This is a genomic window from Rhodococcus sp. IEGM 1307, from assembly GCF_030056915.1.
Classification (GTDB): Bacteria; Actinomycetota; Actinomycetes; order Mycobacteriales; family Mycobacteriaceae; genus Rhodococcus_F; species Rhodococcus_F opacus_D.
The window spans coordinates 165,198-186,981 of sequence record NZ_JASHKW010000006.1; the positions used below are offsets into that span (position 1 = coordinate 165,198).

The 21,784-nt window shown below is 68.0% G+C and carries 24 protein-coding genes; 6 read left to right on the forward strand and 18 right to left on the reverse strand.

Annotated features, from left to right (window positions below; translation table 11 throughout):
- The first annotated feature begins 73 nt into the window (after positions 1-73).
- Positions 74-853 carry a hypothetical protein gene (locus QM841_RS13655; protein WP_283332388.1) on the forward strand — a complete coding sequence of 260 codons (780 nt, stop codon included), beginning with the start codon at positions 74-76 and terminating at the stop codon, positions 851-853.
- A gap of 250 nt (positions 854-1,103) precedes the next feature.
- Positions 1,104-1,565 (forward strand): PaaI family thioesterase, encoded by a 462-nt coding sequence (locus QM841_RS13660; protein ID WP_283332389.1) that lies wholly within the window; start codon positions 1,104-1,106, stop codon positions 1,563-1,565.
- Positions 1,566-1,647: 82 nt separating this feature from the next.
- Here the strand turns inward: QM841_RS13660 and QM841_RS13665 are convergent, their stop codons facing one another.
- The 6 genes from QM841_RS13665 to QM841_RS13690 form a co-directional block, all read right to left on the reverse strand.
- Positions 1,648-3,039 carry an NAD(P)/FAD-dependent oxidoreductase gene (locus QM841_RS13665; protein ID WP_283332390.1) on the reverse strand — a complete coding sequence of 464 codons (1,392 nt, stop codon included), beginning with the start codon at positions 3,037-3,039 and terminating at the stop codon, positions 1,648-1,650.
- Positions 3,040-3,221: 182 nt separating this feature from the next.
- Positions 3,222-3,395, reverse strand: coding sequence for a hypothetical protein (locus QM841_RS13670; protein WP_009480519.1), 174 nt, complete (start codon positions 3,393-3,395; stop codon positions 3,222-3,224).
- A gap of 13 nt (positions 3,396-3,408) precedes the next feature.
- Positions 3,409-4,209: a helix-turn-helix domain-containing protein gene (locus tag QM841_RS13675; protein WP_283332391.1), complete on the reverse strand. Its 801-nt coding sequence runs from the start codon at positions 4,207-4,209 to the stop codon at positions 3,409-3,411.
- Positions 4,210-4,269: 60 nt separating this feature from the next.
- Complete coding sequence (locus QM841_RS13680) at positions 4,270-5,094, reverse strand: MBL fold metallo-hydrolase (RefSeq protein ID WP_283332392.1); 825 nt, start codon at positions 5,092-5,094, stop codon at positions 4,270-4,272.
- A 17-nt stretch (positions 5,095-5,111) separates the two neighbouring features.
- Positions 5,112-5,435 (reverse strand): AzlD domain-containing protein, encoded by a 324-nt coding sequence (locus QM841_RS13685; RefSeq protein ID WP_283332393.1) that lies wholly within the window; start codon positions 5,433-5,435, stop codon positions 5,112-5,114.
- Positions 5,432-6,106: an AzlC family ABC transporter permease gene (locus tag QM841_RS13690; protein ID WP_283332394.1), complete on the reverse strand. Its 675-nt coding sequence runs from the start codon at positions 6,104-6,106 to the stop codon at positions 5,432-5,434. The genes QM841_RS13685 and QM841_RS13690 overlap by 4 nt, the downstream gene beginning before the upstream one ends.
- 86 nt (positions 6,107-6,192) lie before the next feature.
- Here QM841_RS13690 and QM841_RS13695 point away from each other — a divergent pair, with 86 nt between their 5' ends.
- The 3 genes from QM841_RS13695 (at position 6,193) to QM841_RS13705 (ending at position 8,439) form a co-directional block, all read left to right on the forward strand.
- Positions 6,193-6,747, forward strand: a complete 555-nt coding sequence (locus QM841_RS13695) for a helix-turn-helix domain-containing protein (protein WP_043793370.1) — start codon at positions 6,193-6,195, stop codon at positions 6,745-6,747.
- Between the two features lie 119 nt (positions 6,748-6,866).
- On the forward strand, positions 6,867-7,226 hold the full coding sequence (locus QM841_RS13700) for a YciI family protein (RefSeq protein WP_283332395.1): 360 nt from the start codon (positions 6,867-6,869) through the stop codon (positions 7,224-7,226).
- Position 7,227: 1 nt separating this feature from the next.
- Positions 7,228-8,439 carry an RNA polymerase sigma factor gene (locus QM841_RS13705; protein ID WP_283332396.1) on the forward strand — a complete coding sequence of 404 codons (1,212 nt, stop codon included), beginning with the start codon at positions 7,228-7,230 and terminating at the stop codon, positions 8,437-8,439.
- Positions 8,440-8,452: 13 nt separating this feature from the next.
- Here QM841_RS13705 and QM841_RS13710 read toward each other — a convergent pair whose 3' ends face one another.
- From QM841_RS13710 to QM841_RS13740, 7 genes are all read right to left on the reverse strand, one after another.
- Positions 8,453-8,929: a hypothetical protein gene (locus tag QM841_RS13710; RefSeq protein WP_061043110.1), complete on the reverse strand. Its 477-nt coding sequence runs from the start codon at positions 8,927-8,929 to the stop codon at positions 8,453-8,455.
- A gap of 141 nt (positions 8,930-9,070) precedes the next feature.
- Positions 9,071-10,270: a Fic family protein gene (locus QM841_RS13715; RefSeq protein ID WP_283332397.1), complete on the reverse strand. Its 1,200-nt coding sequence runs from the start codon at positions 10,268-10,270 to the stop codon at positions 9,071-9,073.
- Positions 10,271-10,354: 84 nt separating this feature from the next.
- Positions 10,355-11,281, reverse strand: a complete 927-nt coding sequence (locus tag QM841_RS13720; protein ID WP_283332398.1) for a metal ABC transporter permease — start codon at positions 11,279-11,281, stop codon at positions 10,355-10,357.
- Positions 11,282-11,287: 6 nt separating this feature from the next.
- Complete coding sequence (locus QM841_RS13725) at positions 11,288-12,025, reverse strand: metal ABC transporter ATP-binding protein (protein WP_061043113.1); 738 nt, start codon at positions 12,023-12,025, stop codon at positions 11,288-11,290.
- The gene (locus QM841_RS13730) at positions 12,022-12,948 is read right to left on the reverse strand and encodes a metal ABC transporter substrate-binding protein (protein WP_411194554.1); all 927 of its coding nucleotides are present in this window, start codon (positions 12,946-12,948) and stop codon (positions 12,022-12,024) included. The genes QM841_RS13725 and QM841_RS13730 overlap by 4 nt, the downstream gene beginning before the upstream one ends.
- 74 nt (positions 12,949-13,022) lie before the next feature.
- Positions 13,023-13,700, reverse strand: a complete 678-nt coding sequence (locus tag QM841_RS13735) for a hypothetical protein (RefSeq protein ID WP_283332399.1) — start codon at positions 13,698-13,700, stop codon at positions 13,023-13,025.
- A gap of 112 nt (positions 13,701-13,812) precedes the next feature.
- Complete coding sequence (locus QM841_RS13740; RefSeq protein ID WP_283332400.1) at positions 13,813-15,204, reverse strand: NAD(P)/FAD-dependent oxidoreductase; 1,392 nt, start codon at positions 15,202-15,204, stop codon at positions 13,813-13,815.
- Positions 15,205-15,359: 155 nt separating this feature from the next.
- Between QM841_RS13740 and QM841_RS13745 the strand changes: the two genes are divergently transcribed.
- Complete coding sequence (locus QM841_RS13745) at positions 15,360-15,905, forward strand: Lrp/AsnC family transcriptional regulator (RefSeq protein WP_283332401.1); 546 nt, start codon at positions 15,360-15,362, stop codon at positions 15,903-15,905.
- Positions 15,906-15,956: 51 nt separating this feature from the next.
- Here QM841_RS13745 and nrdH read toward each other — a convergent pair whose 3' ends face one another.
- The 5 genes from nrdH to QM841_RS13770 all read right to left on the reverse strand — a co-directional run bounded on the left by nrdH (position 15,957) and on the right by QM841_RS13770 (position 21,713).
- Positions 15,957-16,184, reverse strand: a complete 228-nt coding sequence (gene nrdH, locus QM841_RS13750; protein WP_283332402.1) for a glutaredoxin-like protein NrdH — start codon at positions 16,182-16,184, stop codon at positions 15,957-15,959.
- A gap of 1,220 nt (positions 16,185-17,404) precedes the next feature.
- Positions 17,405-18,295 (reverse strand): PfkB family carbohydrate kinase, encoded by an 891-nt coding sequence (locus QM841_RS13755; RefSeq protein ID WP_283332403.1) that lies wholly within the window; start codon positions 18,293-18,295, stop codon positions 17,405-17,407.
- Positions 18,296-18,495: 200 nt separating this feature from the next.
- Complete coding sequence (locus tag QM841_RS13760; protein ID WP_283332404.1) at positions 18,496-19,572, reverse strand: ABC transporter ATP-binding protein; 1,077 nt, start codon at positions 19,570-19,572, stop codon at positions 18,496-18,498.
- Between the two features lie 93 nt (positions 19,573-19,665).
- Positions 19,666-20,592: a glycoside hydrolase family 68 protein gene (locus tag QM841_RS13765; protein ID WP_283332405.1), complete on the reverse strand. Its 927-nt coding sequence runs from the start codon at positions 20,590-20,592 to the stop codon at positions 19,666-19,668.
- Entirely contained in the window at positions 20,589-21,713 is a 1,125-nt protein-coding gene (locus QM841_RS13770; protein WP_283332406.1) for a LacI family DNA-binding transcriptional regulator, read from the reverse strand. Before QM841_RS13770 ends, QM841_RS13765 begins: the two co-directional genes overlap by 4 nt.
- Between the last annotated feature and the right edge of the window lie 71 nt (positions 21,714-21,784).

The following is a 21,784-nucleotide window of genomic DNA, read 5'->3' on the forward strand; positions in this document are numbered from 1 at the left end:
CCCGAGCGTTGCGGTCGACGGGGGTGCCTCACATCACATGATGTCAAGTCTTGATATTTGGTTAGGCTCACCTATGTTTGGTGTGTTCCATCCCGACCGATTGGAGTGCACGGTGACTTCGACCCTGTCCGCCCCCGCGACCGCACTGGACGTGTCCTGCACGCGACTTCGCGCGCTGAACGCCGAATATCCGCGCATGTACGCGGTCGCGACGATGGCAGACGAGGGTAAACGCCGGTGGTGGTCGCTGGCGGACGACATCGACGGCGACCGGGTGCCCCGGATGTGGGCCCGTTCGCTCGAGGATGTTCCCGACCCGGACGTCGCCGCGATGCAGGTGGCCACCGCGCTCATTCACGCCGTGGTCGGGCGCGTCACCGCGCTCGTCGTCCTGGAGGGCCGCGCGTGGGACCCGGGGCTCGAGAACCTGTGGATCCACATGGACAGCGACGAGGGCATCGACTGGGCGGGTGTCGCCGACGACACCATGCGCGTGCTGCCGGACGACCCCTACGCCGGCGCACCCCGGACGGTCACCGTGCCCTGCGAGCGGGCGCTGCTGCTCTGGACGGTGCACCGCAGTCTCACGTCGCTGCACGCGGTGTTCGACGCCATCGCCCGGCTGACGCCGATCGACGCGTCCCGCTTCTGGGGACTCGTGGGGGAGGCCGTGCTCGGAGCCGCGACGTACGTGCCGATCCTCGCCGGTGGCGGCGAGGCGGCCGCGCAGCGCCGCGGGCAGGGGATCCTGGACGCCTTCGTGGCCGCCGGGGTGCCGGTCCGCTCGAAGAGCCGGATCACGCGCCCGCACTGCGGCCGACTCGGGCAAGCCAGGAAGCGCTTGCTTAATTAGGGCAGCCTTGCCTATACTCGTTCCAGGCGCCGAGCAGAAATGCCGGCGCCGAGAACCGAACTACCGGACCGCGCCGGAGTCCTGAGGGCTGCAGTGACTCCCAGGTCCATCCCACGGCGGGCCTCACGCTGACACAGTGTGAGGCCCGCCGATCCGTTTGCCCCACCTGCTTTTCCCGCCTCCCTTCCCGTCGTGTAGGCAGGAGATCGGGTGCGCCGCGAGAGCGCACAGCGATCCGATGGAGAGTGTGATGGTGGATTCCGGGGAACAGCAGGCATCGAACGGTGACGGGGGGATCGACACTGCCGCGTTGGCCGATCAACTGGGCAAGGGCTTCGACGCCCTCATCGGGCTCGAATACACCGAACTCTCACCCGACCGCGTGCGAGCGCAATGGACGGTCACCCCGGACCTGCAGCAGCCGGCCGGAATCCAGCACGGCGGCGTCTACTGCTCCGTCATCGAATCGGTGGCCAGCGCAGCGGGCACGGTGTGGCTCGGCGGCCGCGGACACGTCGTCGGTGTCAACAACAACACCGACTTCCTCCGCGCGACCCGGGAGGGCACGCTGACCGCCGAAGCCAGCCCCGTCCACCGCGGACGCACCCAGCAGCTGTGGGAGGTCCGGATCACCGACGAACAGGACCGACTCGTCTCCAAGGGGCAGGTCCGGCTCGCGAACATCACCGACACCGGACGCCTCGGCAACTGACGACCACCCACGCGCACGGCGGAGGGGACGGACCCGACAGGTCCGTCCCCTCCGCTCTGTTCACGTCATGGGCGCGCCTGCGTCACCCCGCGGCTTTGCGCTGCGCGCCGCCCGACTTCTCGGCGGCCTCTTTCTCCCGCTCGTGCCGCTCCAGCTGCTCCATCGCGTTGCGGGCGAACACCCACTGCTCGGTGGATGCCATCTGCGCGCGCCCGCGGCCGAGGAACGTCACCGTCCACGACAGCAGAGTGGACAGCCGGCTGCGGAACCCGACCAGGTACATCAGGTGGATTGCCAGCCAGGCCACCCAGCCGATGAAACCGCTGATCTCGAGCTTCCCGACCTTCGCCACCGCACTGAATCGCGAGATGGTGGCCATGCTGCCCTTGTCGAAGTACTTGAACGGCGGCCTGTCTTCCGGCTTGTGACCGCTCAGGCCGGCCTTGATCTGCTTGGCTGCGTACTTGCCGCCCTGCATCGCGACCTGCGCCAGACCTGGCAACTTGTCGAGCGCCATCATGTCGCCGATCACGAACACCTCGGGGTGGCCGGGCACCGACAGGTCGGGTTTGACCAGGACGCGACCGGCCCGGTCGATCTCGGCGTCCGACTGCTCCGCGATCTGCTTGCCCAGCGGGCTCGCCTGCACACCGGCCGACCACACCTTGCACTGCGACTCGATCCGGCGTTGCGTGCCGTCCTTGTCCTTGACGACGAGGCCGTCGACGTCGACGTCGACGACCATCGCCCCCAGCTGGATCTCGATGCCGAGCTTCTCCAGCTGCTGGCGGGCCTTACGGCTCAGCTTGCCGCCGTAGACGGGCAGCACGTCGTCCGCGCCGTCCAGCAGGATCACGCGGGCCTCACGGGGATCGATGTTGCGGAACGCCCCCGACAGGGTGCGCCGCGACAGTTCCGCGATCTGGCCGGCGAGTTCGACACCGGTCGGACCGGCGCCGACGACGACGAACGTCAGGAGCCGGGCGCGTTCGGCGGGATCGTTCGACAATTCGGCCTGCTCGAACGCGCCCAGGATGCGGCCGCGCAGTTCGAGGGCGTCGTCGATGGTCTTCATGCCCGGCGCGAACTCGGAGAAATGATCGTTGCCGAAGTAGGACTGGCCCGCGCCCGCCGCGACGATCAGGCTGTCGTACGGGGTGACGGTGGTCCGGTCCAGGAACCGGGAGGTGATCGTCTTCGCCTCGAGATCGATCTCGTCGACATCGCCGAGCAGAACCTTGGTGTTCTTCTGCTTGCGCAGCACCAACCGGGTGGCGGGAGCGATGTCGCCGACGGAGAGAATGCCGGTCGCCACCTGATACAGCAACGGCTGAAACAGATGGTGAGTGGTGCGCGCGATCATGGTGATGTCGACATCGGCATTCTTCAGCGCCTGTGTGCCGAACAACCCACCGAAGCCGGATCCAATGACCACGACGCGATGGCGGCGTGACTCAACCGACTTGATACTCATTCCGTGCTCCTCGAAAAATAGACGACTCCTGTCACGGTAGTCGCCTTGTCCCCGAGCGTCTCAGTAAGCCGCGCTTCCCCCCGCCTGCACAGCGGAATCGATCCAGAACCCGGCGGCCCGTCCATACGTGAAGGCGGGCAGCCCCTCCGTGAGGAACTGCCCGCCTTCCGGTGCGTACGCGGCTATTCCGCCCGGCCGATCCGCTTCCGCCCCGTGGGAGTCCCCGGCGATTCCGGCGGAATGAAATCCGATTTGATCGAGAACACGAACAGTGCCGACACCCCGACCACGACGACAAGAATGGTGAGGACTACGACCACGTAGCCGAAACCGACACCAATTGCTGTCAAGTCCATCAGACCTACCTCCTCAGTCGCTGCTCACGCTACTGCGGAGGGTAGCCGCTGTCACCGCGTCGGCGGGGAAGAACGATTCGATGGCCAGCTCCGCGACCGTCACGTCGAGGGGAGTGCCGAACATCGTGGTCGTGCTGAGGAACGCCAGCACCGTGTCGTGGTGTCGGATACGCAGCGGCACGACGAGCGACCCCGGCAGTCCGGCGCCGTCGACGGTGCCGCCGGGGTAGCCCTCCAACTCGCCCAGCAGGTCACGCAGTCCGTCGTCGCCGGTCACCGCGATCTGATGACGCAGCCGGTGCAGAAGATGCCCCCGCCACTGCGCCAGGTCGAGGATCCGCGGTGCCATGCCGTCCGGGTGCAGGCTCAACCGCAGGACGTTCACGGGCGGCTCGAGCAGCTCCGCGGCACATCCCTCGGTCAGCACCGCGACGGCCTCGTTGGCGTCCACCATGTTCCAGTGCCGGTCGACGACCACCGCCGGATACGGGGAATGCGCGGTGAGGATCTTGCCGATGGCGTCGGCGATCGACGCCATCGGCACCTCCGACAGTCGGTGCTCCGGGAAGGCGGGCGCGAAACCGCCGGCGAGGAGCAGTGCGTTGCGTTCACGCAGCGGAATGTCGAGATGGTCGCTGAGGCGCAGCAGCATCGCCCGCGTGGGATTCGACCGCCCGGTCTCCAGGAAACTGATGTGCCGTGCCGAGATCTCCGCGCGGTTCGCCAGTTCCAGCTGACTGAGCCGGCGGCGTTCCCGCCACGCCCGCAGGTGGGTGCCGACATGCGACGTGCGCCGATCGTCGAGGGAGGTCATTCGGCCAGCCTAGGTCGGGCGGATCGCCGCGACCATTACCTCGGACGTCATGGTCAGCGGTCACGTGAGGTGATCGAACTCCCCGGTCACCCACGCGCAGTGCCGCGTGGCCGAGTATTCGAGCGCCTCCCGGCCGTCGCTGTCGATCACGTTGTCGAAGTTGCCGATGATGCGGTCGAACTCGAGATGCGAGAGCTGGTCCGCGATGCGCCGCACCACCGCCGCGGACAGCGGCAGCCGGTTCGGGTAGGACCGGAGGAACGACACCGTACGGCGGTCCGGGTTGGGGAACACGCCGTCCCCGGTGAGGAGGACCCCCCGGCCGTCGGCGCCGTCCCGCCAGTGCGCGACGGCGCTGCCCGGAAAGTGCCCGCCGATCTGGTGCAGGGTCAGACCCGGCGTCACCTCGTGGGTGCCGGACCAGAACACGATCGGGCCGTCGGACCGCGCCAGCCACGCGCGGTCCGCGTCGGCCACCAGGATCGGCACGCCGCCGAGCGCCTTCGACCACTGCGTCTGGACCCCGAACATGTGCGGGTGGCTGCCGGCGACGGCGATGACCGGGCCGTGCGCGGCGACGGCGTCGACGGCGGCGTCGTCGACGAACCCGATCGGATCCCACAGCAGCGACCCGGCGGGGGTACGGATCACGAGGGACTGCTGACCGATGGCGGTCTTCGGATCGACGTACAGGCCGTGCAGCCCCGGCTCGACCTCGTGCTCGACCGCGCGGTACCCCGCACCGGCCAGCTTCTCCACGGTGGTCCACTCCTGACCGCCCAGCGGAATGTACTGGCGTTCGTCCGCGCAGATCGCGCACTCGTCGGGGAGCGGGGTGTTCGGGTCCTGTTCGACGCCGCACGTGGCGCAGAGATGAAATAACACCCCTCGATCATGCATCCTCACGGCACCCCGAGGAGCCGCAATCCGGCAGTCGTGGCGGCCGCGGACAGGACGACGACGACGAAAGGTGCCTTCCGCCAGGCGAGTAGGCCCGCGACGACGACGCCGGTGGGACGCGCCACCCCGGCGAGGTCGTGACCTTCGGTGAGCGCGGTCGTGCCCACCAGTGCGGTGAGCAGAACCACGGCGGCCGTCGCCATGGTCCGCTCCACCCACGGCCGGGTGGCGATCCGTGGCCGCAGCACCGGTCCCGCGAACCGGAAGGCGAACGTGCCCGCCGCAAGGACCCCGACCGACCCGATCAGCACGAGGTTCCCGGTCACGGCAGCACCTTCCGCCGCACACCGGCAAGCAGCCCCACCAGCGCCGCCAGCACCGGAAGCCCGGCGGGCAGGAAGGGCGTGGTGGCCAGGGCGATCACGCCGCCGGCCAGTGCCGGCACCCGCACGTCCCGATCGCGCAACGCCGGCAGCACCAGCGCCAGCAGCACCGCCGGGAACATGGCGTCCAGTCCCAGCACCGAGGGGTCGCCGATCGCCGTGCCCGCCACCGCGCCGAGCACGGCCCCGAGCGGCCAGCACACCGCGATCCCCACACCGCACGCCCAGTACGCGGCGCGCCTGCGGTCGGCGTCCGTCTCACCGAGGGCGAACACCACCGACTCGTCGTTCATCAGGTGACTGCCGACGACGCGGCGCAGCCCGCGCCCCAGCACGGCACCGACCGCCAGACCGAACGGCAGGTGCCGCGCGTTCACCAGCAGCCCGGCGATCGTCGCCGCGACCGGGCTGCCGCCTGCCGCGACGATGCCGACGAACAAGAACTCCGCAGATCCGGCGAGGACCAGCACCGACAGCGCGACGGGCAACCAGGCGTTCAGGCCCGAACCCACCGCGATGGCGCCGTACGACATGCCGACCAGTCCGTCGGCGAGGCACACCAGCGCGATGTTTCGGAGGACCCGCGAATCGAGTGTTCGCTTCATCGAACGCATGACTTCTATACTGAACACATGGTGCATCGTTCGTCAAGACGAACATCGCGACCAAAATAATGAACGGGTTGTCGGGAAGGGAAACCATGGCAGGGCAATCCCCGCTGGGCTACATCGGACCCTCGCTGCGTCGCGAACGCGAACGGTCGGGTATGTCCCTGACCGAGGTCGCCCGCCGCGCCGGGGTCGCGAAATCCACACTGTCCCAACTGGAATCGGGGGGCGGCAACCCGAGCGTCGAAACCCTGTGGGCCCTCTGCGTCGCACTCGACGTGCAGATGTCGCAACTGTTGGACCCGCCGCGGCCGCGCGTGCAGGTCATCCGGGCCGACGAAGGACCGGAACTGACATCCGACCGGTCCGACTACCGCGCCACCCTCGTCGCGTCCTGCCCGCCGTCCGCGCGCCGGGATCTATACCGCCTCGCCGTCGAACCCGGCCCCGCCCGGGAGTCCGAACCGCACATGCCCGGGGTGGTCGAGCACGTCATCCTCAGTGCCGGGCGCGCCCTCGTCGGCGTCGCGGGCGATCCGGTCGAACTCGGACCCGGCGACTACATCGCCTACCCCGGCGATGTCGCACATGTGTTCGAAGCGCTGGAGCCGGGCACCCGCGCCGTCCTGGTGTCCGAACACAACTGAGGACATTCGGCGAAATTTCTCCGCCCAGGGTGTCGATTCGGAAGGGTGACGTTCGTATAGGAGGTGAGAGCCGGCCACATCCGCAGTCGCCGGCTGTCCGATCCGAGGAGGAACCCGAGATGACCCAGTACCTGTTGAGCGTGTACCAGCCCGACGGACCCGCTCCCGAACCCGACGTCCTCGCGAAGATCGGCGACGACCTCGACGCCCTCAACCAGGAGATGGTGTCCGCGGGCGCGTGGGTGTTCAGCGGGGGACTGTGCGCCCCCACCACGGCGACCGTGCTGCGGGCCCAGGGCGAGGACGTGCTCCTCACCGACGGCCCCTACACCGAAGGCAAGGAACATCTCGGCGGATTCACCATCGTCGAGGCGCCCGACCTGGACGCCGCCCTCGAATGGGGTCGCAAACTCACCCGGGCGACGACCCTCCCGATCGAGGTCCGGCCGTTCGTACACCACGGTGGAGCCGGCGACTGACGTGGTCGGGTCCACCGACATCGAACGGGTGTTCCGTGAGGAACACGGCCGCGCGGTGTCCGTCCTGGTCGGGGTGTTCGGCGACCTCGACATCGCCGAGGACGCCGTCCAGGACGCGTTCACCGAGGCGGTGCGGCGCTGGCCCTCGTCCGGGCTGCCGCCGAGCCCGGCCGGATGGATCATCACCACCGCCCGGCGCCGCACGATCGATCGGCTCCGGCGCGAGGCCACCCGGCACGACCGCCACGCGCAGGCCGCCCTGTTGCTCGCCCGCGACGAACCGGTGGATGAGGGCGTCGTGCACGATGACCGGCTACGCCTGATCTTCACGTGCTGCCACCCGGCGCTCGCCCCCGCCGCCCAGGTCGCGCTGACCCTCCGCCTCCTGGGCGGGCTCGGCACCGCGGAGATCGCGCGCGCATTCCTGGTCCCCGAGCCGACCATGGCGCAGCGCCTCGTCCGGGCCAAGGGGAAGATCCGGGACGCCCGGATCCCGTACCGGGTGCCGAGCGAGACCGATCTGCCGGACCGCCTCCGCGCCGTCCTGGCCGTCGTCTATCTGATCTTCAACGAGGGCTACACGGCCAGTTCCGGGGACCGGCTGACGCGGGCGAACCTGTGCGCCGAGGCCATCCGCCTCGGCCGGGTCCTGGCCGCGCTGATGCCCGACGAACCGGAGGTCACCGGGCTGCTCGCGTTGATGGTGCTGATCGAGTCGCGGCGAGACGCCCGCACCGACGGCGACGGCCGGCTCGTGCTCCTGCCCGATCAGGACCGCAGTCGGTGGGATCGTGACCTCGTCGCCGAGGGGCAGTCGCTGGTGCGGGAGTGCCTGCGACGGAACACCCCCGGGCAGTACCAGATTCAGGCCGCGATCAACGCCGTCCACAGCGACGCGGAGACGGCCGCCGACACCGACTGGTGGCAGATCCTGCAGTTGTACGACCAGTTGATGTCGGTGGCGCCGAGTCCGGTGGTGGCCCTGAACCGGGCGGTCGCCGTCGCCGAGGTCAGGGGACCGGAGCAGGGGTTGGCCCTCGTCGACCAGCTCGACCTCGGCAAATACCACCTGTACCACGCGGTGCGGGCCGATCTGCTCCGCCGACTCGGACGTCCCGACGAGGCGGCGCGCGCATACGAGACGGCGCGCGACCGCACCGCGAACGCTGCCGAGCGGGAATTCCTTCGGGAACAGCGCGATTCGCTCCGGTGACCCGGACTGCCGGTCAGAGACCCAGGCCCGGCGGCAGGCACACCGACCCGAAACACGTTTCCGTGCTCACGGTGACGGGGAGAGGCTCCGCCGTCGCCGGCTTCGCGTATGCGGTCTCCGGGAGCGGCGCCGAACCCCACACCTCGTCACCGGGGCCCGCGTTCTCACTGCAGATCCAGTGGACCAGGTAGTCGCCGTCGGGCACCGCGTCGAACACGAAGTCCCGCGGTCCCGGCCCGATCACCACATTCGATGCGTGGAACACCGCCACGGACTCGGGGTTCACGATGTCATCCGCCGCATGCAGCCCGCCGAGTCCGCACACGATGTCCGCACCGGTGTCGTTCGCGATGGTCGTCGTGACGGTGCTCCCGGCCACCGCGGCGGCCAGGGTCACGTCGGGTGGGTCCGCGGCGACGGGAGCGGCCAGGAACAGGGCGAGGGGGCCTGCGGCGATCAGCGTGACCGCGGCCCGGGGCACGAGTGTCATCAGCGGAACCTTCGTTCTCGGCGGTCTCACTCCGGACGTCACGGTGTTGATACCCGCGGTGCGGGCGGATAAACGGCGGCGGGCGACACGTCAAGTTCCCCCGGTGGATCATTCGACGGCACCCGCCGGGGATCGGAGCATTCAGTGTCGGCGGCGTTTGGCGCGGGCGGCGAACTCGTCCAGCACCCGGACCACGTCCTTGGCCTGCCAGATCCGGTTCCGTCGCCCGTCGGTGATCTGGGTGAGGATCCCGGCGTCGACCAGGCGGTCGATGGCGATCTGCGCGTTGGCGCCGGTCACCCCGAGCGTGGATGTGACGAGCTTGTTGTCGACGACCGGTTGACGAAGGAGCACGTCCACCAGCCGGTGTACCGCCGCGCCGCGCCGCGCCGTCACACGGGTGCGCCAGTCGGCTCGAACCGCTTCCAGGTCCTGAACGAGGGTGCGACCGTTGGCGACCGCACCGAACGATGCCTCCGCGATCGACCGGACGATCGGCTCGACGTTCCCGGACCGGTACTCGCCGAGCGCGTCGAAATACTCTGCGGTGTCGTGTAGTAGGCCCGCGGACACCGGAACGGCAACACTGCGGGTGAGCTGTCCGCCGCGCAGCATCGCCTGAATCAGGGCGCGTCCGACACGCCCGTTGCCGTCCGGGAACGGGTGGATGGTTTCGAACTGCGCGTGCGCGACCGCAATCTGGGCGATCACGGGCACATCGACGCGGTTGGCGAAGACGATCAAGTCGTCGATCAGTGCGGGAACCCGGTCATGATGCGGGGGGACGAACTGCGCGGTGTGGGGTCCGAGGCTTCCGCCGCCGATCCAGACCTGCTGCTGCCGCCATCGACCGGCGATGTTCCGATCGCCGTGTTCGAGCAGCGCGCGATGCATCTGCAGGATCGCCTCGGCGTCGATGGAGTCGGACAACTCCAACGCGGCGTGCATGGCCCGGACGTTTCCGACGATCAGGCGGGCGTTGCGGGAGGCGTGCTCGCCGAGTTCGGCCAGCGCGATCTGCCGCGCCCCGCTGCTGAGGTTCTCGATCTCCGAGCTCGACGCACTCTCGGTGCGGAGCAGAATGGAGGCGAACGGGGCGGTGATGTGGCCGACCTCGACGTCGAAACGGGTGAGCTCGGTCGCCGCTTCCTCCGTCAGCGATTGCAGCTCGCCGCTCAGTGAGATGGTTTGCTCCGCGATGAACGCCGGTACTGCCGCACGGTAGGGGCCGGCAGTGAGGCGCCGCTCGCGCCGAGAGCCGTAGTCGCCGGCGGTGCTGACCCACGGATGCTGCTCGTAGGCGACAGGAGGCCACAACAGTCCGCCGTTAACCGATGCCACCCAGCGAACATACCATTGGTTAATAAGTTATCCAATGGTATGGACCTACGTAGTGACGGTGTGCAACGCGATCGAGCGCCGGTTCTACGACTTCGGTTCCGGCGCCCAATCGCGTTCCGCGTGATTCTCGGTGTTCCCGTGTTCATCACGCGGTGACCGGCGTCGCCGGGACGCGGTGATCCGGCGACCGATGATTCCGTGCTGAGGTGCGAACAGGTAGACCAGCGCGAATGCCGCACCCTGGGACAGCACCACCATGCCGCCGCTGGCCGTGTCGAGGTGATAACTCAAGTACAGGCCGATGACGGCGCAGGCCGCCGAGATCGCCGGGGCGATGACCAGCATCCGGTGGAAGCTGTCGGTCAGCAGGTACGCGGTGGCCCCGGGAATGATCAGCATCGCGACGACCAGGATGACGCCGACGGCCTGCAGGGCCACCACCGCCGTCAGGGCCAGCAGCCCCAGGAGCGCGGCCCCGAGCAGGCGCGGGTTCAGGCCGATCGCGTGGGCGTGGGTGGGGTCGAAGGCGTACAGGGTGAAGTCGCGGCGCTTGACGATCAGTGCGACGAAGACGACGGCCCCGAGTATCGCGATCTGGACGAGGTCGGACCGGCTCACGCCCAGCAGGTTGCCGAAGATGATGTGGTTGAGGTCGGTTTGGCTCGGGGTGACCGAGACCAGCACCAGCCCGAGCGCGAACAGGGTGGAGAACACGATGCCGATCGCGGCGTCCTCCTTGACGCGGCTGGTGTCGCGGACCACCCCGATCAGTGCCACGGCCAGGAACCCGAAGATCACCGCGCCGATCGCGAACGGGGCGCCGACGATGTAGGCCAGGACGACGCCGGGCAGGACGGCGTGCGAGACCGCGTCACCCATCAGTGACCAGCCGATCAGAACCAGCCAGCACGACAGCACCGCGCACACCACGGCGGCGATCAGGGTGGTGATCAGCGCGCGGACCATGAAGTCGTAGCGCAGCGGGTCGACGAAGAAGTCGATGACATCCATTGATTCTCAGGTCCTTGTCATGACGTCGAGGCCGAAGGCGGCCGCCAGGTTCTCCGGTTGCAGCACGACCGTCGGGTCACCGTGCATGAGGACGGTGCGCATCAGCAGGATCGCCTCGTCGGCCAGGGTGGGCAGTGCGTGCAGGTCGTGGGTGGAGACCAGGATCGCCGCACCCGCGGCGGCGAGTTCACGCAGCAGTGCGGTGATGGTGGCTTCGGAGCGTTTGTCGACCCCGGCGAACGGTTCGTCGAGGAGAAGGATGGTGGCACCCTGCGCGATTCCGCGGGCGACGAAGGTGCGTTTCTTCTGGCCGCCGGACAGTTGCCCGATCTGCCGGTCCGCCAGTTCGGTCAGTTCGACGCGTTCGAGGGCGTGGTCGACGGCCTCGCGGTCAGCTCTGCCGGGCCGCCGGGTCAGCCCCATGTGCCCGTAGCGGCCGGTCATCACCACGTCACGCACCGAGAGGGGGAACGTCCAGTCCACGTCCTCGCTCTGCGGGACGTAACCCAGCACACCGGTCTTGCGTGCCGCGGCCGGCGCCGTGCCGTTGATGCGGACCGTGCCGGAGTCGGGTTTGACCGTGCCCATGATCGTCTTGAACAGGGTGGACTTTCCGGAACCGTTCATGCCGACGAGGCCACAGACGCGTCCTGGCTGCAGGGCAAGTGAGACCTGGTCGAGCGCAAGGACATCGCCGTAGTGGACGGTGACGTCCTGTACCTCGACGGCCGGCCGGGTGGTCATGATTGCTGCCCGTTCAGTGCGGCGGTGAGGGTGTCGGCGTCGTGCCGGATCAGATCGAGGTACGTCGGCACGGGCCCGTCCGCCTCGGACAGCGAGTCGACGTAGAGGGTGCCACCGAACGCGGCGCCCGTGGCCTCGACGACGCGTTGCATCGGCGCATCCGACACCGTGGATTCGCAGAACACCGCCGGAACCCGGTTGTCCTTGACGAACTCGATCGTCGAGGCGATCTGCTGGGGCGTGGCCTGCTGTTCGGCATTGACCGGCCAGATGTATTTCTCGGTCAGCCCGGCATCCCGGGCCAGATACGAGAACGCTCCCTCGCACGTGACCAGCGCCCGTTCGTTGACCGGCAGTGCCCCCAGCTCGGCGACCAACTCGTCCTGCACCTTCTGCAGCTGCGCCTTGTACGCGTCGCCGTTGATGCGATAGTCGGCTGCATGTGCCGAATCGAGTTCGCTCAACGCGGCGACCATGTTGTCGACGTAGATCTGCACGTTCAACGGTGACATCCAGGCGTGCGGATTCGGTTTGCCCGCGTAGGCGTCCTCGCCGATGGCGATCGGCTCGACGCCGTCGCTGACGACCACGTGCTCGACGTCCACACCGTCGACGAACTGGGCGAACCACGCCTCCAGGTTCATCCCGTTGTCGAGGATCAGGTCGGCCTCGGCTGCCTTCTTGATATCGCCCGGGGTGGGTTCGTATCCGTGGATTTCCGCGCCGGCCTTGGTGATCGACTCGACGGTCACGTGCTCGCCTCCGACGTTCGCGGCGATATCGGCGAGAACGGTGAACGTGGTCAACACCACCGGTTTGTCGTTTTCCGGTCCGTCACCCGTGCCGCATCCCGACAGCATCAGCGCCGTGGCAAGCGCTGTCAGCACCGCGGCACCGGCTACCGGCCCTCGTCGCGCACCCACCTTGAAGCCCGTTGTTTTCACGGTCGAATCATAATGTTCGGCTGGCCGAAACCACAAGGGGTGGCACCCCGCAGTCACGTCGTCGGTCGACGGAAGTCGCCGTTGGAGCCCGCCTGGGAGCGCCGTGCCGCGACCGTGTCGGCGGTGGACCCGATCGTGGGCGCGAGCCGCCACAACCCAGCGGCGGCGAGAATGTGCCACAGCGCGTGGCCCTGCAGGATACTGCCCGGCCGGCAGATCGACGTCCGGTCGCCGATGGTGCCGAGCAGCGCGCCGGACACGAGAAGCAGTGCCGCGACGACGGTCATGCGCCGCAGCTGCGGACGGACGCGGGCGCGTTCCAGACCGAGTCCCACGGCGACCGCGGCGAGTATTGCCTGCACAATCGTGGAGGCCGTCGGGCCGGCCGCCACCGCGGGGATCACCACGACCGGGACGGCAAGCCACCACACCGGCGACAGCCGCCGGCCGAACCGGTCGGAGGCGGCGTCGACGGCGAGGAAGGCCAGAAGTGTCGCGATCGGGATGTCGTGTGCGTAGGCCTGCCATGGTGGGTTGGGTCCGTGTGCAACGAGCGACCCGGCACCGACCGCGATGACGAGGAGGCCGTACGTCACGGTCGGCGTGCCGTGCGGACGACGCGCGACGACCGCGAGACCGGCAATCACGAAGGCGAGGCTGGTGACGGCGGCCGCCGGCTGCCCGATGAAACCTGCGTCGCGATACAGTTCGCAGGCATTCGCCAGCATCATGTCTTCGAGGTTTCCAAAGAGGTCCGCCGGCCGCAATCGCGGTAGCGCCGGCGGGAAGATGGGCTGGCAGTCATACGGTGGCCCCCGTGCGGACACCGAAGTCGGTGTCGTGTCAGCTCGCCCGCGCGACGTCGGCTTCCGTGTCCTCGATGCGGCGTTCGAGGTAGTGCAGTTGCGCGATCGCGTTGCGGGCGGTGATCTGCTGGTGGGTGTTGGTCAGTTGACCGCGCCAGGTGCCGAGGAAGGTCCAGGCCCACGACAGCAGGGTCGCGAGGCGGCTGCGGAAGCCGACGACATAGACGACGTGCACGGCCAGCCACATGATCCACGCGAGGAAACCGGTCAGCTCGAGGCCGCCGATCTTGGCGACCGCGTTGAATCGGCAAATGGTTGCCATCGAGCCCTTGTCGCGGTACCGGAAGGGGTTCCGTTCCGGTACCGGGCGTCCCTTGGCTGCGGCGGTGACCTCGGCGGCGATCTGTTTCGCGGCGTAGCGACCCCCTTGGATCGCGACCTGGGCGACGCCGGGCAGACGATCACGCGACATCATGTCGCCGACAACGAACACATTCGGATTGCCCGGCACGGTGAGGTCTTCGTCGACGGCCACGCGGCCTGCGCGGTCGATGTCGGCGCCGGACTGTTCGGCGAGCTGGCGACCGAGGGGACTCGCGGCCACCCCCGCGGACCAGACCTTGCAGGCGGATTCGATGCGGTGCTCGGTGCCGTCGGTGTCGCGAACGGTTAGTCCGTGGGCGTCGACGTCGGTCACCGACGCACCCAGCCGCACCTCAACGCCCAGCTTTTCGAGGGTTTCCGCCGCCTCGGAGCCGAGGTTGTCCCCGAACGGCGGCAGTACCGCCGAGGCGGCGTCGAGCAGGACGATCCGCGCATCCCGGGGATCGAAGTTGGAGTACGCCCCGACGAGTGTGCGGTGTGCGAGTTCGGCGATCTGGCCGGCCATCTCGACGCCGGTGGGGCCGGCACCGACGACGACGAAGGTGAGTAGGCGTGCCCGCTCCCGCGGGTCGGTGATGACCTCTGCCTGCTCGAACGCGCCGAGGATCCGGCCGCGGAGTTCGAGGGCGTCGTCGATCGTCTTCATGCCGGGTGCGTGCTCGGCGAAGTGGTCGTTGCCGAAATAGGACTGCTGCGCCCCGGCGGAGACGATGAGGCTGTCGTATCCGGTGACGGTGATCTGCCCGAGGTGTTCGGACGTCACCGTACGTTCGGTCAGGTCGATCGTGGTGACGTCGCCGAGTCGGACGGCGGCGTTGGCTTGGTCCTTGAGGATCAACCGCGTCGAGGGGGCGATCTCGCCTTCGGAGAGGATGCCGGTGGCCACCTGGTACAGGAGGGGTTGGAACAGGTGGTGGGTGGTGCGGTCGATCACCGTGACGTCCACGTCCGCGCGGCGGAGGGCCTTCGTTGCGAACAGCCCACCGAAGCCAGATCCGATGACGACGACGCGGTGGCGCGCGGGCGGGGACTGGGGGTTGCTCATGGTGAGCCTTTCCGATCACGCCCAGGGGCGACGATCTCGGTGTCGGGGGAGGATGTCCAGGGTTCACGACCAGTAATTCGACTGACAGGCATCAATAGTGAACAAGCGGCGCAGGGAAGCCAAGGTAAGAGAACAAAATTCTCTAGACTGAGCCGATGAAGAAGAATGTTTCAGGCGCGCCGTTTGGCGAAGGCTCGGGATCGAATGATGTTCGAACGGGGGCGCCGATCGATGAGATCGACCGAATCCTCCTCGATCAACTCTCGCGCGACGCGCGTACCCCGAACAACGCCCTCGCCGCCCTCGCGGGCATCGCCCCCTCGACCTGCCTGGGCCGCGTGCGTTCCCTGATCGATCGCGGAGTGATCCGCGGCTTCCATGCCGACATCGATCCCGCCACCCTCGGCAGGGACCTGCAGGCAATGATCGCAGTTCGAGTACAGGCCAACGCAAGACAGCATCTCGGGCAGCTCGCCGAGCAACTCGCCACCGTCGACGAGGTGCTGAACGTGTACTTCATCGCCGGCGCCGACGACTACCTCATCCACGTCGCCACCGCGAGCAGTGAAGAGCTGAGACGCTTCGTCCTCGACCACCTCAGCGCACATCCCGCGGTCGCCTCGACAGAAACCATCCTGATCTTCGAGCACGTGCGCCCGCGGCACCGAGCGCCCCGGGCCGAGCAATCGTCGGGCCGATGAGGACCTCCACCGTCGACGCTGCCGTCGTCCGGGAGCCGAGGCCGGTATCTGTCAGGCTGACGTGAGCGCCTTGATGCGGTCGGGCCGGAAACCCGCCCAATGGTCGTCACCCACTACGACGACAGGGGCCTGCAGGTAGCCGAGACCTCTTACGTAGTCATGGGCGTCGGGGTCTCGGGTGATGTCGACGATCGTGTAGTCGAGCCCCTCGTCGTCCAGGGCGCGGTAGGTGGCGGTGCATTGCACGCAGGCCGGCTTGCTGTAGATCGTGATGGTCATGGTGCACTCCGCTCCGTGATGTGTGCCGGCGGGGGACCGGAAGCATATGCTCTCCGGCCCGGGTTCGCGCGCTGACAGCGCGGAGGTGCCGAGTCCCGCCAACACATCGAACATACATTCGATTATCTGTTATGGTGGCCTTTCGGCGCCAGTGACGGTGTAGGGAAGACTCCGTCACTGGCGCCGTCAACGCAGCGGAAAACACGAGAGCCGTTGTCGTGCAATGCTTGTCGGATAGATTCCGGAGTATCGACACGGGGGAGAAGCGTCAGGACGCGGCCCTAACGTCCATCCCGGCGAGTCGGGCGCTGTGCCGTTCCGGGCCGCTGTGGCTAGGACGCATCCATGACTTCGTGCCGGATTCCTCAGCGTTCAGGGACGGACGCACTCGTTCTCGGTTCCCGCGCGCGTTCTCGAGGCCGAAAACGGGTGCGTCTACGGAAAGGGTGCGCGGCTGTCGCCCGGAGCTCGACGCGACGACGCTGCCGACCCGTCGTCCGGGTGTGGAGGTCGCCGGTGGCGCGGGGCAGGCCCTGCGATCCACTAGTTGACATAATGTCGATTATCGGCAAAAGGTGGCATTTTATCGCCGCAGGTCAGAGGTCCGGATTTGGCCTGCCTGTTTACCCGCAGCCAGTTCTGCGTCGATCTGGTCCTCGGGCCCGTCCGGCACTTGTTCGCCGCGTATCCGACTCGATGCGTCGGCCTCGTAGCGTCGCGGCTGATGCGTCCGTCGGCGCGCTGAATAATATTCACGCCGCCGGATGTGCGGCCCCGGACCGCTAAGGCCAATTCGGCGGTGTCGTCGAGTGGCCCGCTTTTCCGAATGAATGTTCGGTTTCGGGTCTCCCCTCCCTCCGCCCATGCACCCTTATTACGTCACTGTGACGTAATGAGGGTGCATCCGGTTCCACTCGGAACGTGGCCGGCTTCGGTATCACCCGTGCCAGGATCGAAGGGCACTCCACAACACGTTCGGAAAGGGTGTGCCGGTGTCCGAATTGCTGGCCTTCGACGATGAGCCCGAACCTCGGACTGCGCTCTGGCATGCATGCACGAGGGTTCCCACGGCCGCCCCGGGCGACTCGGTGACGGCCGTACTGAGCGATATGACCACTAAGCGATACGACTGCGCTTCGGTCGTCGCCGTACTGGTCGCCGGCAGGCTCGTGGGTGTCGCACCGATCGAACGTATGTTCGGTACCCCCGGTTGTGCGTCGCTACGCGACGTCGATGGCCTGTGCGGCGCAGAGGTTCGCGTGGTGCAGGATGCCTCGGAGGTCGTCGAGGTCGATCGCCCGCAGTGGCCGACTAGTGTTGCGGCCAAGCAGACCACGCCCGGTCATGGCGTGCAGAAGTCCGGCCATGAATGCGTCACCCACCCCGGCCGGGTCGCCGATGTCGACGCGATGGCCACGCACACGCACCGACCCGCTCCTGGTGTAGCCCGTGGCTCCGGCCGCGCCGTGGGTGACGACCACGATCGCCGGGCCCCGAGACATCAACCACCGCATCGCGTCACCGTGGCGCTCGCCCGGCCGCACCCATTCCAGGTCCGCGTCGCTCAGCTTGACGATATCGCTGCGGGAGATCATCTCGTCGATTCGTACGATCGAGATGTGCCGGGGGCCCATCGCTGAGGGCCTGACATTGACGTCGTAGCTGATGGTCGTGTCCGGGTGCCGGCGGGAGACGAGTCGTGCCACGTCATCGGCGCCGGGTGCTCGGACGACGGCGATGGAGCCGACGTGCAGGTGATCACACGACGGGACGTCGGTGTGGACGAGATCCCAGCTGAGAACCACGGTTTCGGTGTCGGGTCGGTCGGGGTGGGCGGTGACTGTGGAGGTGCGGGCGGCGGGATGACCTGCCTGAACCACTCGGACGCCGCAGCGGGTGAGCTCGCCGTGGAGGGCGCGGCCGTGGCGGTCGGCGCCGAACGTCGTCAACAGGGTGGTGGCGATACCGAGCCGGCGAAGGCTCCGCGCGAGGAGAGCAGGACTACCGCCGACCCGTTCGCGGGTGCAGTCGCCACCGATCGTGATGTCGATGAGGGATTCCCCGACGACGGCGATGTCGCATCGGGCGGTGGAGGTGGTGGTGGTGGTCATGTCGGGAGGCTTCTCTGCTGGTTCGGGAGGGGGTGGGCCGGTGACGGGTGTTCCCGGTTCGGTTCCGTCTCGGGCCTGATGAGGGGCGGGCGGCGGTGGCGGCCCGACGGCGAGATCGCCCGGTTGTCCGAGCACGTCGGTGCGAATCTGATGCTGGCAGTCCATGCCGCGAGGCACGAAGCACTCAGCAGCCGTGGCTGCTATTGCGGTAGCCGTGCGCCGCCGGGAGTGTTGGCGAAGAGGTGGGCGTGCGTCGGGTCGATGCGGACGTGCACGGTCTGGCCTTTCTCCGGTGGGTTTCGCCAGTCGACCCTGGCCACGATTGGTTCGTGCCGTCCGCCCACCTGGGTGCGTCCGAAGATGAACGCTTCGGAGCCGAGTTCCTCGACGACGTCGATCTCGAGTTCGAGGCCGGCGTTGGCGAGTTCGACGTGCTCGGGCCGGATCCCGAACACCACCTCGGAGCCGGCGGACGACAGGGTGTCCCGCGGCACCGGAATCACCTGCTCGCCGAAGCGGATTCCGCCGTCCGTTACCGGCAGCGTGAACAGGTTCATCGACGGTGAACCCATGAATCCGGCGACGAAGACGTTCGCGGGCCGGCGGTAGAGCTCGCGGGGGGACGCGCACTGCTGCAGCACGCCGCCCTTGAGGACGGCGACCCGGTCGCCCATCGTCATGGCCTCGACCTGGTCGTGGGTGACGTAGACGGTGGTGGTGCCGAGTCGGCGCTGGAGCTGGGCGATCTGGGTGCGGGTCTGCACGCGCAGTTTCGCGTCGAGGTTCGACAGCGGCTCGTCCATCAGGAACACCTGGGGTTGCCGGACGATGGCGCGGCCCATCGCCACCCGCTGTCGCTGGCCGCCGGAGAGGGCCTTGGGTTTGCGGTCCAGGTAGTCACGGAGGTCGAGCATGTCGGCGGCCTCCCCGACGCGCCTGCGGATCTCGCCTTTGTCGGTACCCGCGAGTTTGAGGGCGAAGCCCATGTTCTCCGCGACGGTCATGTGCGGGTACAGGGCGTAGTTCTGGAAGACCATCGCGATGTCGCGGTCCTTGGGTTCGGCGTGCGTGACGTCGTGGCCGCCGATCAGGATCTGCCCGCCGTCGAAGTCCTCGAGTCCGGCGAGCATCCGCAGCGAGGTGGATTTGCCGCAGCCGGACGGGCCGACGAGGACGAGGAACTCGCCGTCCTCGATGTGCAGGTCGAGTTGATCGACCGCGGGGACGTCCGAGCCGGGAAAGAGCCTGGTCGCGCGGTCATAGGTGATTGTTGCCATGAGAATTGAATCCCTCCACCGGCAGGAACGTGCCGGACGATCCGAGTGAGTGAGGTGGGGTGGTGCGTCTGTGGCGCGGGTGTATCGGTGGTGTCAGGTCGTCGGTGTCGAACTTTCTGTGGCGGTGGGCGGGAGGTAGCTCGAGGACGAGATGGTGCCGAATTGCGGTCCGTCGCTGTTGAAGCCCCACGTCATCCAGTTGCCGTCTCGTGCCTGCCGCATCTGCACCGCGTACAGGTCCGCGGTGTCGACATTCTTCGCGTCGGTGACCTTCCACGGCCCGAGCAGGGACTGTCCCTCGGCGATCCACGTCCCCGCACTGTGCTCGGCAGTCACGCGGGCGTTCTTGGGCGCGCAGGAAAACACCAGGACTGGCTTTCCCTGGACGTCGTGGACTTGGAGCACCTCCATTTCGCCGAAGCCGGCGGGCGCCGACAGTGGGGGTTGGATGTGCCAGTGGTTCAGGTCGTCGCTGGTGGCGTGGCCGACGACGGCGCGGCCCTCGGGGTCGCCGGTGTTGGCTCGGGCGGTGATCAGCATGTGCCACTGACCGGCATGTTCGAAGACATAAGGGTCGCGCCAGGCTTCGTCGGGCCAGGTTCCTTCGCCGAGGCGTTCGTACCAGCGGCCGTCGGCCTCGAGGACGAGGTCGGGGTCCTTGGTCCAGGTCAGCAGGTCTGGGGAGGTTGCGCGGCCGATGCGTTGTTTGAGGCCGTTCTCGGCCCGGCTCACTCCGGTGTAGAACATGCTCCAGAGTCCGCCGGTGTCGCGGACGACGGAGCCGGTCCAGGTGGCGAGGTCATCGAAGGCCGGGCCATCGGAGGGCGCCAGCGCGTCGGCGGTGAGGGTCCATTGCTCACCGTCCGGAGACGTCGCGTGACCGATGGTCGCGCGGTAGTGGCGGCGTTCGCGGTCCTGCAGGGCGCGCGAGGCGCGGAGGAAGAACAGGTGGTAATCGGTGCCGTCGTCGGTCATCCAACTGTCCCAGACCCAGTGGTCGGGAAGGGCGAGTCGCATCATCTCTCCTGGGGGTGCGCGGGAACCGCGGGGCGGCTACCGGCAAGTTCGGGGTGTGGGTCGTCGGAAGAAGCCGCGAGTGACCGAGCGTGATCCGGTGCGGGTCCGGTGCTGCCGCGGACGACGAGTGTGGTCGGTGCGGTGACGGCGGTGGGGGCATCCCCGTCTGGGATGGGGGCAAGTGCGTCGAGGACGAGTCGGGCGGCGATCTCGCCCTGCTCGCGCACGGATTGGTGCACGGTGGTCAGGTCGGTGAGTGCGGCGAGCGGATGGTCGTCGATTCCGACGACGGAGACGTCCTCGGGAATGCGCAGGCCTCGGCGGCGCAGTGTTCGGATCGCTCCGAGGGCGAGTTCGTCGCTGTGCGCGAAGACGGCGGTCGGAGCCGATTCCGGGGTGGCGTCGAGGATGTCGGCCATCGCCTCTGCGGCGTTGAGGCCGCCCCAGTCGACGTCGCGGACGAGGCAGTGGTCCACAGCGATGCCCGCTGCGGTCAGTGCGTCGACATACGCCTCCGATCGACCGGAGCGTGCCGGCCACCCGGGCTGATCGGGGTCGTGGGCGGCGATCATGGCGATCCGCCGGTGTCCTGATTCCAGGAGGTGGTCGACGGCGAGCCGCCCGGCGTGGTAGTCGTCGATGCAGACATAGGGGTAGTCGGCGCTCTGGCCGCCGGCGGCGACGATACCGACGCCCATCAGTGCGAGCCGTTCGCGCTCGCGTTGATCCACCGGGAACGCGACCACCACCACGGCGTCGACCTTCCGGCGGGCGGGTAACCGGGTGAAGAAGTCCTGGCGATCCTCGGGGCCACCGACCTGGTACAGCAACAGGTCGAAGTTCGCTGATGCGAGCACCGTCTCGATTCCATTGACCATCTCGCCGAAAAACCAGCGCTCGATATGGGGAACGACCAACGCCACCCGTCGGGTCCGCCCGCCGGCCAGGCGGACCGCGTCCGGGGAGACCACGTAGTCGAGGCGACGGGCGATGGCGAGGACCTTCTCTCTCGTGGCCGCGGAAACCCCGTACGAGTCGTTGAGAGCGCGGGAGGCGGTCGTCAGCGAGACGCCGGCTTCCCGGGCGACGTCGCTGAGACTCAAAGAACCAGGTTGATCGGGCACGAGGCGATGGTAGCCCGACCGACCTTGATTTCGGAAGCGCTTCCGACATACGCTTCGGAAGCGCTTCCGAA

Coding starts and splice junctions, on each gene's coding strand:
- QM841_RS13655 (WP_283332388.1), top strand. CDS start 74: ATGTTTGGTGTGTTCCATCCCGACCGATTGGAGTGCACGGTGACTTCG.
- QM841_RS13660 (WP_283332389.1), top strand. CDS start 1,104: ATGGTGGATTCCGGGGAACAGCAGGCATCGAACGGTGACGGGGGGATC.
- QM841_RS13665 (WP_283332390.1), bottom strand. CDS start 3,039: ATGAGTATCAAGTCGGTTGAGTCACGCCGCCATCGCGTCGTGGTCATT.
- QM841_RS13670 (WP_009480519.1), bottom strand. CDS start 3,395: ATGGACTTGACAGCAATTGGTGTCGGTTTCGGCTACGTGGTCGTAGTC.
- QM841_RS13675 (WP_283332391.1), bottom strand. CDS start 4,209: ATGACCTCCCTCGACGATCGGCGCACGTCGCATGTCGGCACCCACCTG.
- QM841_RS13690 (WP_283332394.1), bottom strand. CDS start 6,106: ATGCGTTCGATGAAGCGAACACTCGATTCGCGGGTCCTCCGAAACATC.
- QM841_RS13695 (WP_043793370.1), top strand. CDS start 6,193: ATGGCAGGGCAATCCCCGCTGGGCTACATCGGACCCTCGCTGCGTCGC.
- QM841_RS13700 (WP_283332395.1), top strand. CDS start 6,867: ATGACCCAGTACCTGTTGAGCGTGTACCAGCCCGACGGACCCGCTCCC.
- QM841_RS13710 (WP_061043110.1), bottom strand. CDS start 8,929: ATGACACTCGTGCCCCGGGCCGCGGTCACGCTGATCGCCGCAGGCCCC.
- QM841_RS13720 (WP_283332398.1), bottom strand. CDS start 11,281: ATGGATGTCATCGACTTCTTCGTCGACCCGCTGCGCTACGACTTCATG.
- QM841_RS13725 (WP_061043113.1), bottom strand. CDS start 12,025: ATGACCACCCGGCCGGCCGTCGAGGTACAGGACGTCACCGTCCACTAC.
- QM841_RS13735 (WP_283332399.1), bottom strand. CDS start 13,700: ATGATGCTGGCGAATGCCTGCGAACTGTATCGCGACGCAGGTTTCATC.
- QM841_RS13740 (WP_283332400.1), bottom strand. CDS start 15,204: ATGAGCAACCCCCAGTCCCCGCCCGCGCGCCACCGCGTCGTCGTCATC.
- QM841_RS13745 (WP_283332401.1), top strand. CDS start 15,360: ATGAAGAAGAATGTTTCAGGCGCGCCGTTTGGCGAAGGCTCGGGATCG.
- nrdH (WP_283332402.1), bottom strand. CDS start 16,184: ATGACCATCACGATCTACAGCAAGCCGGCCTGCGTGCAATGCACCGCC.
- QM841_RS13755 (WP_283332403.1), bottom strand. CDS start 18,295: ATGACCACCACCACCACCTCCACCGCCCGATGCGACATCGCCGTCGTC.
- QM841_RS13760 (WP_283332404.1), bottom strand. CDS start 19,572: ATGGCAACAATCACCTATGACCGCGCGACCAGGCTCTTTCCCGGCTCG.
- QM841_RS13765 (WP_283332405.1), bottom strand. CDS start 20,592: ATGATGCGACTCGCCCTTCCCGACCACTGGGTCTGGGACAGTTGGATG.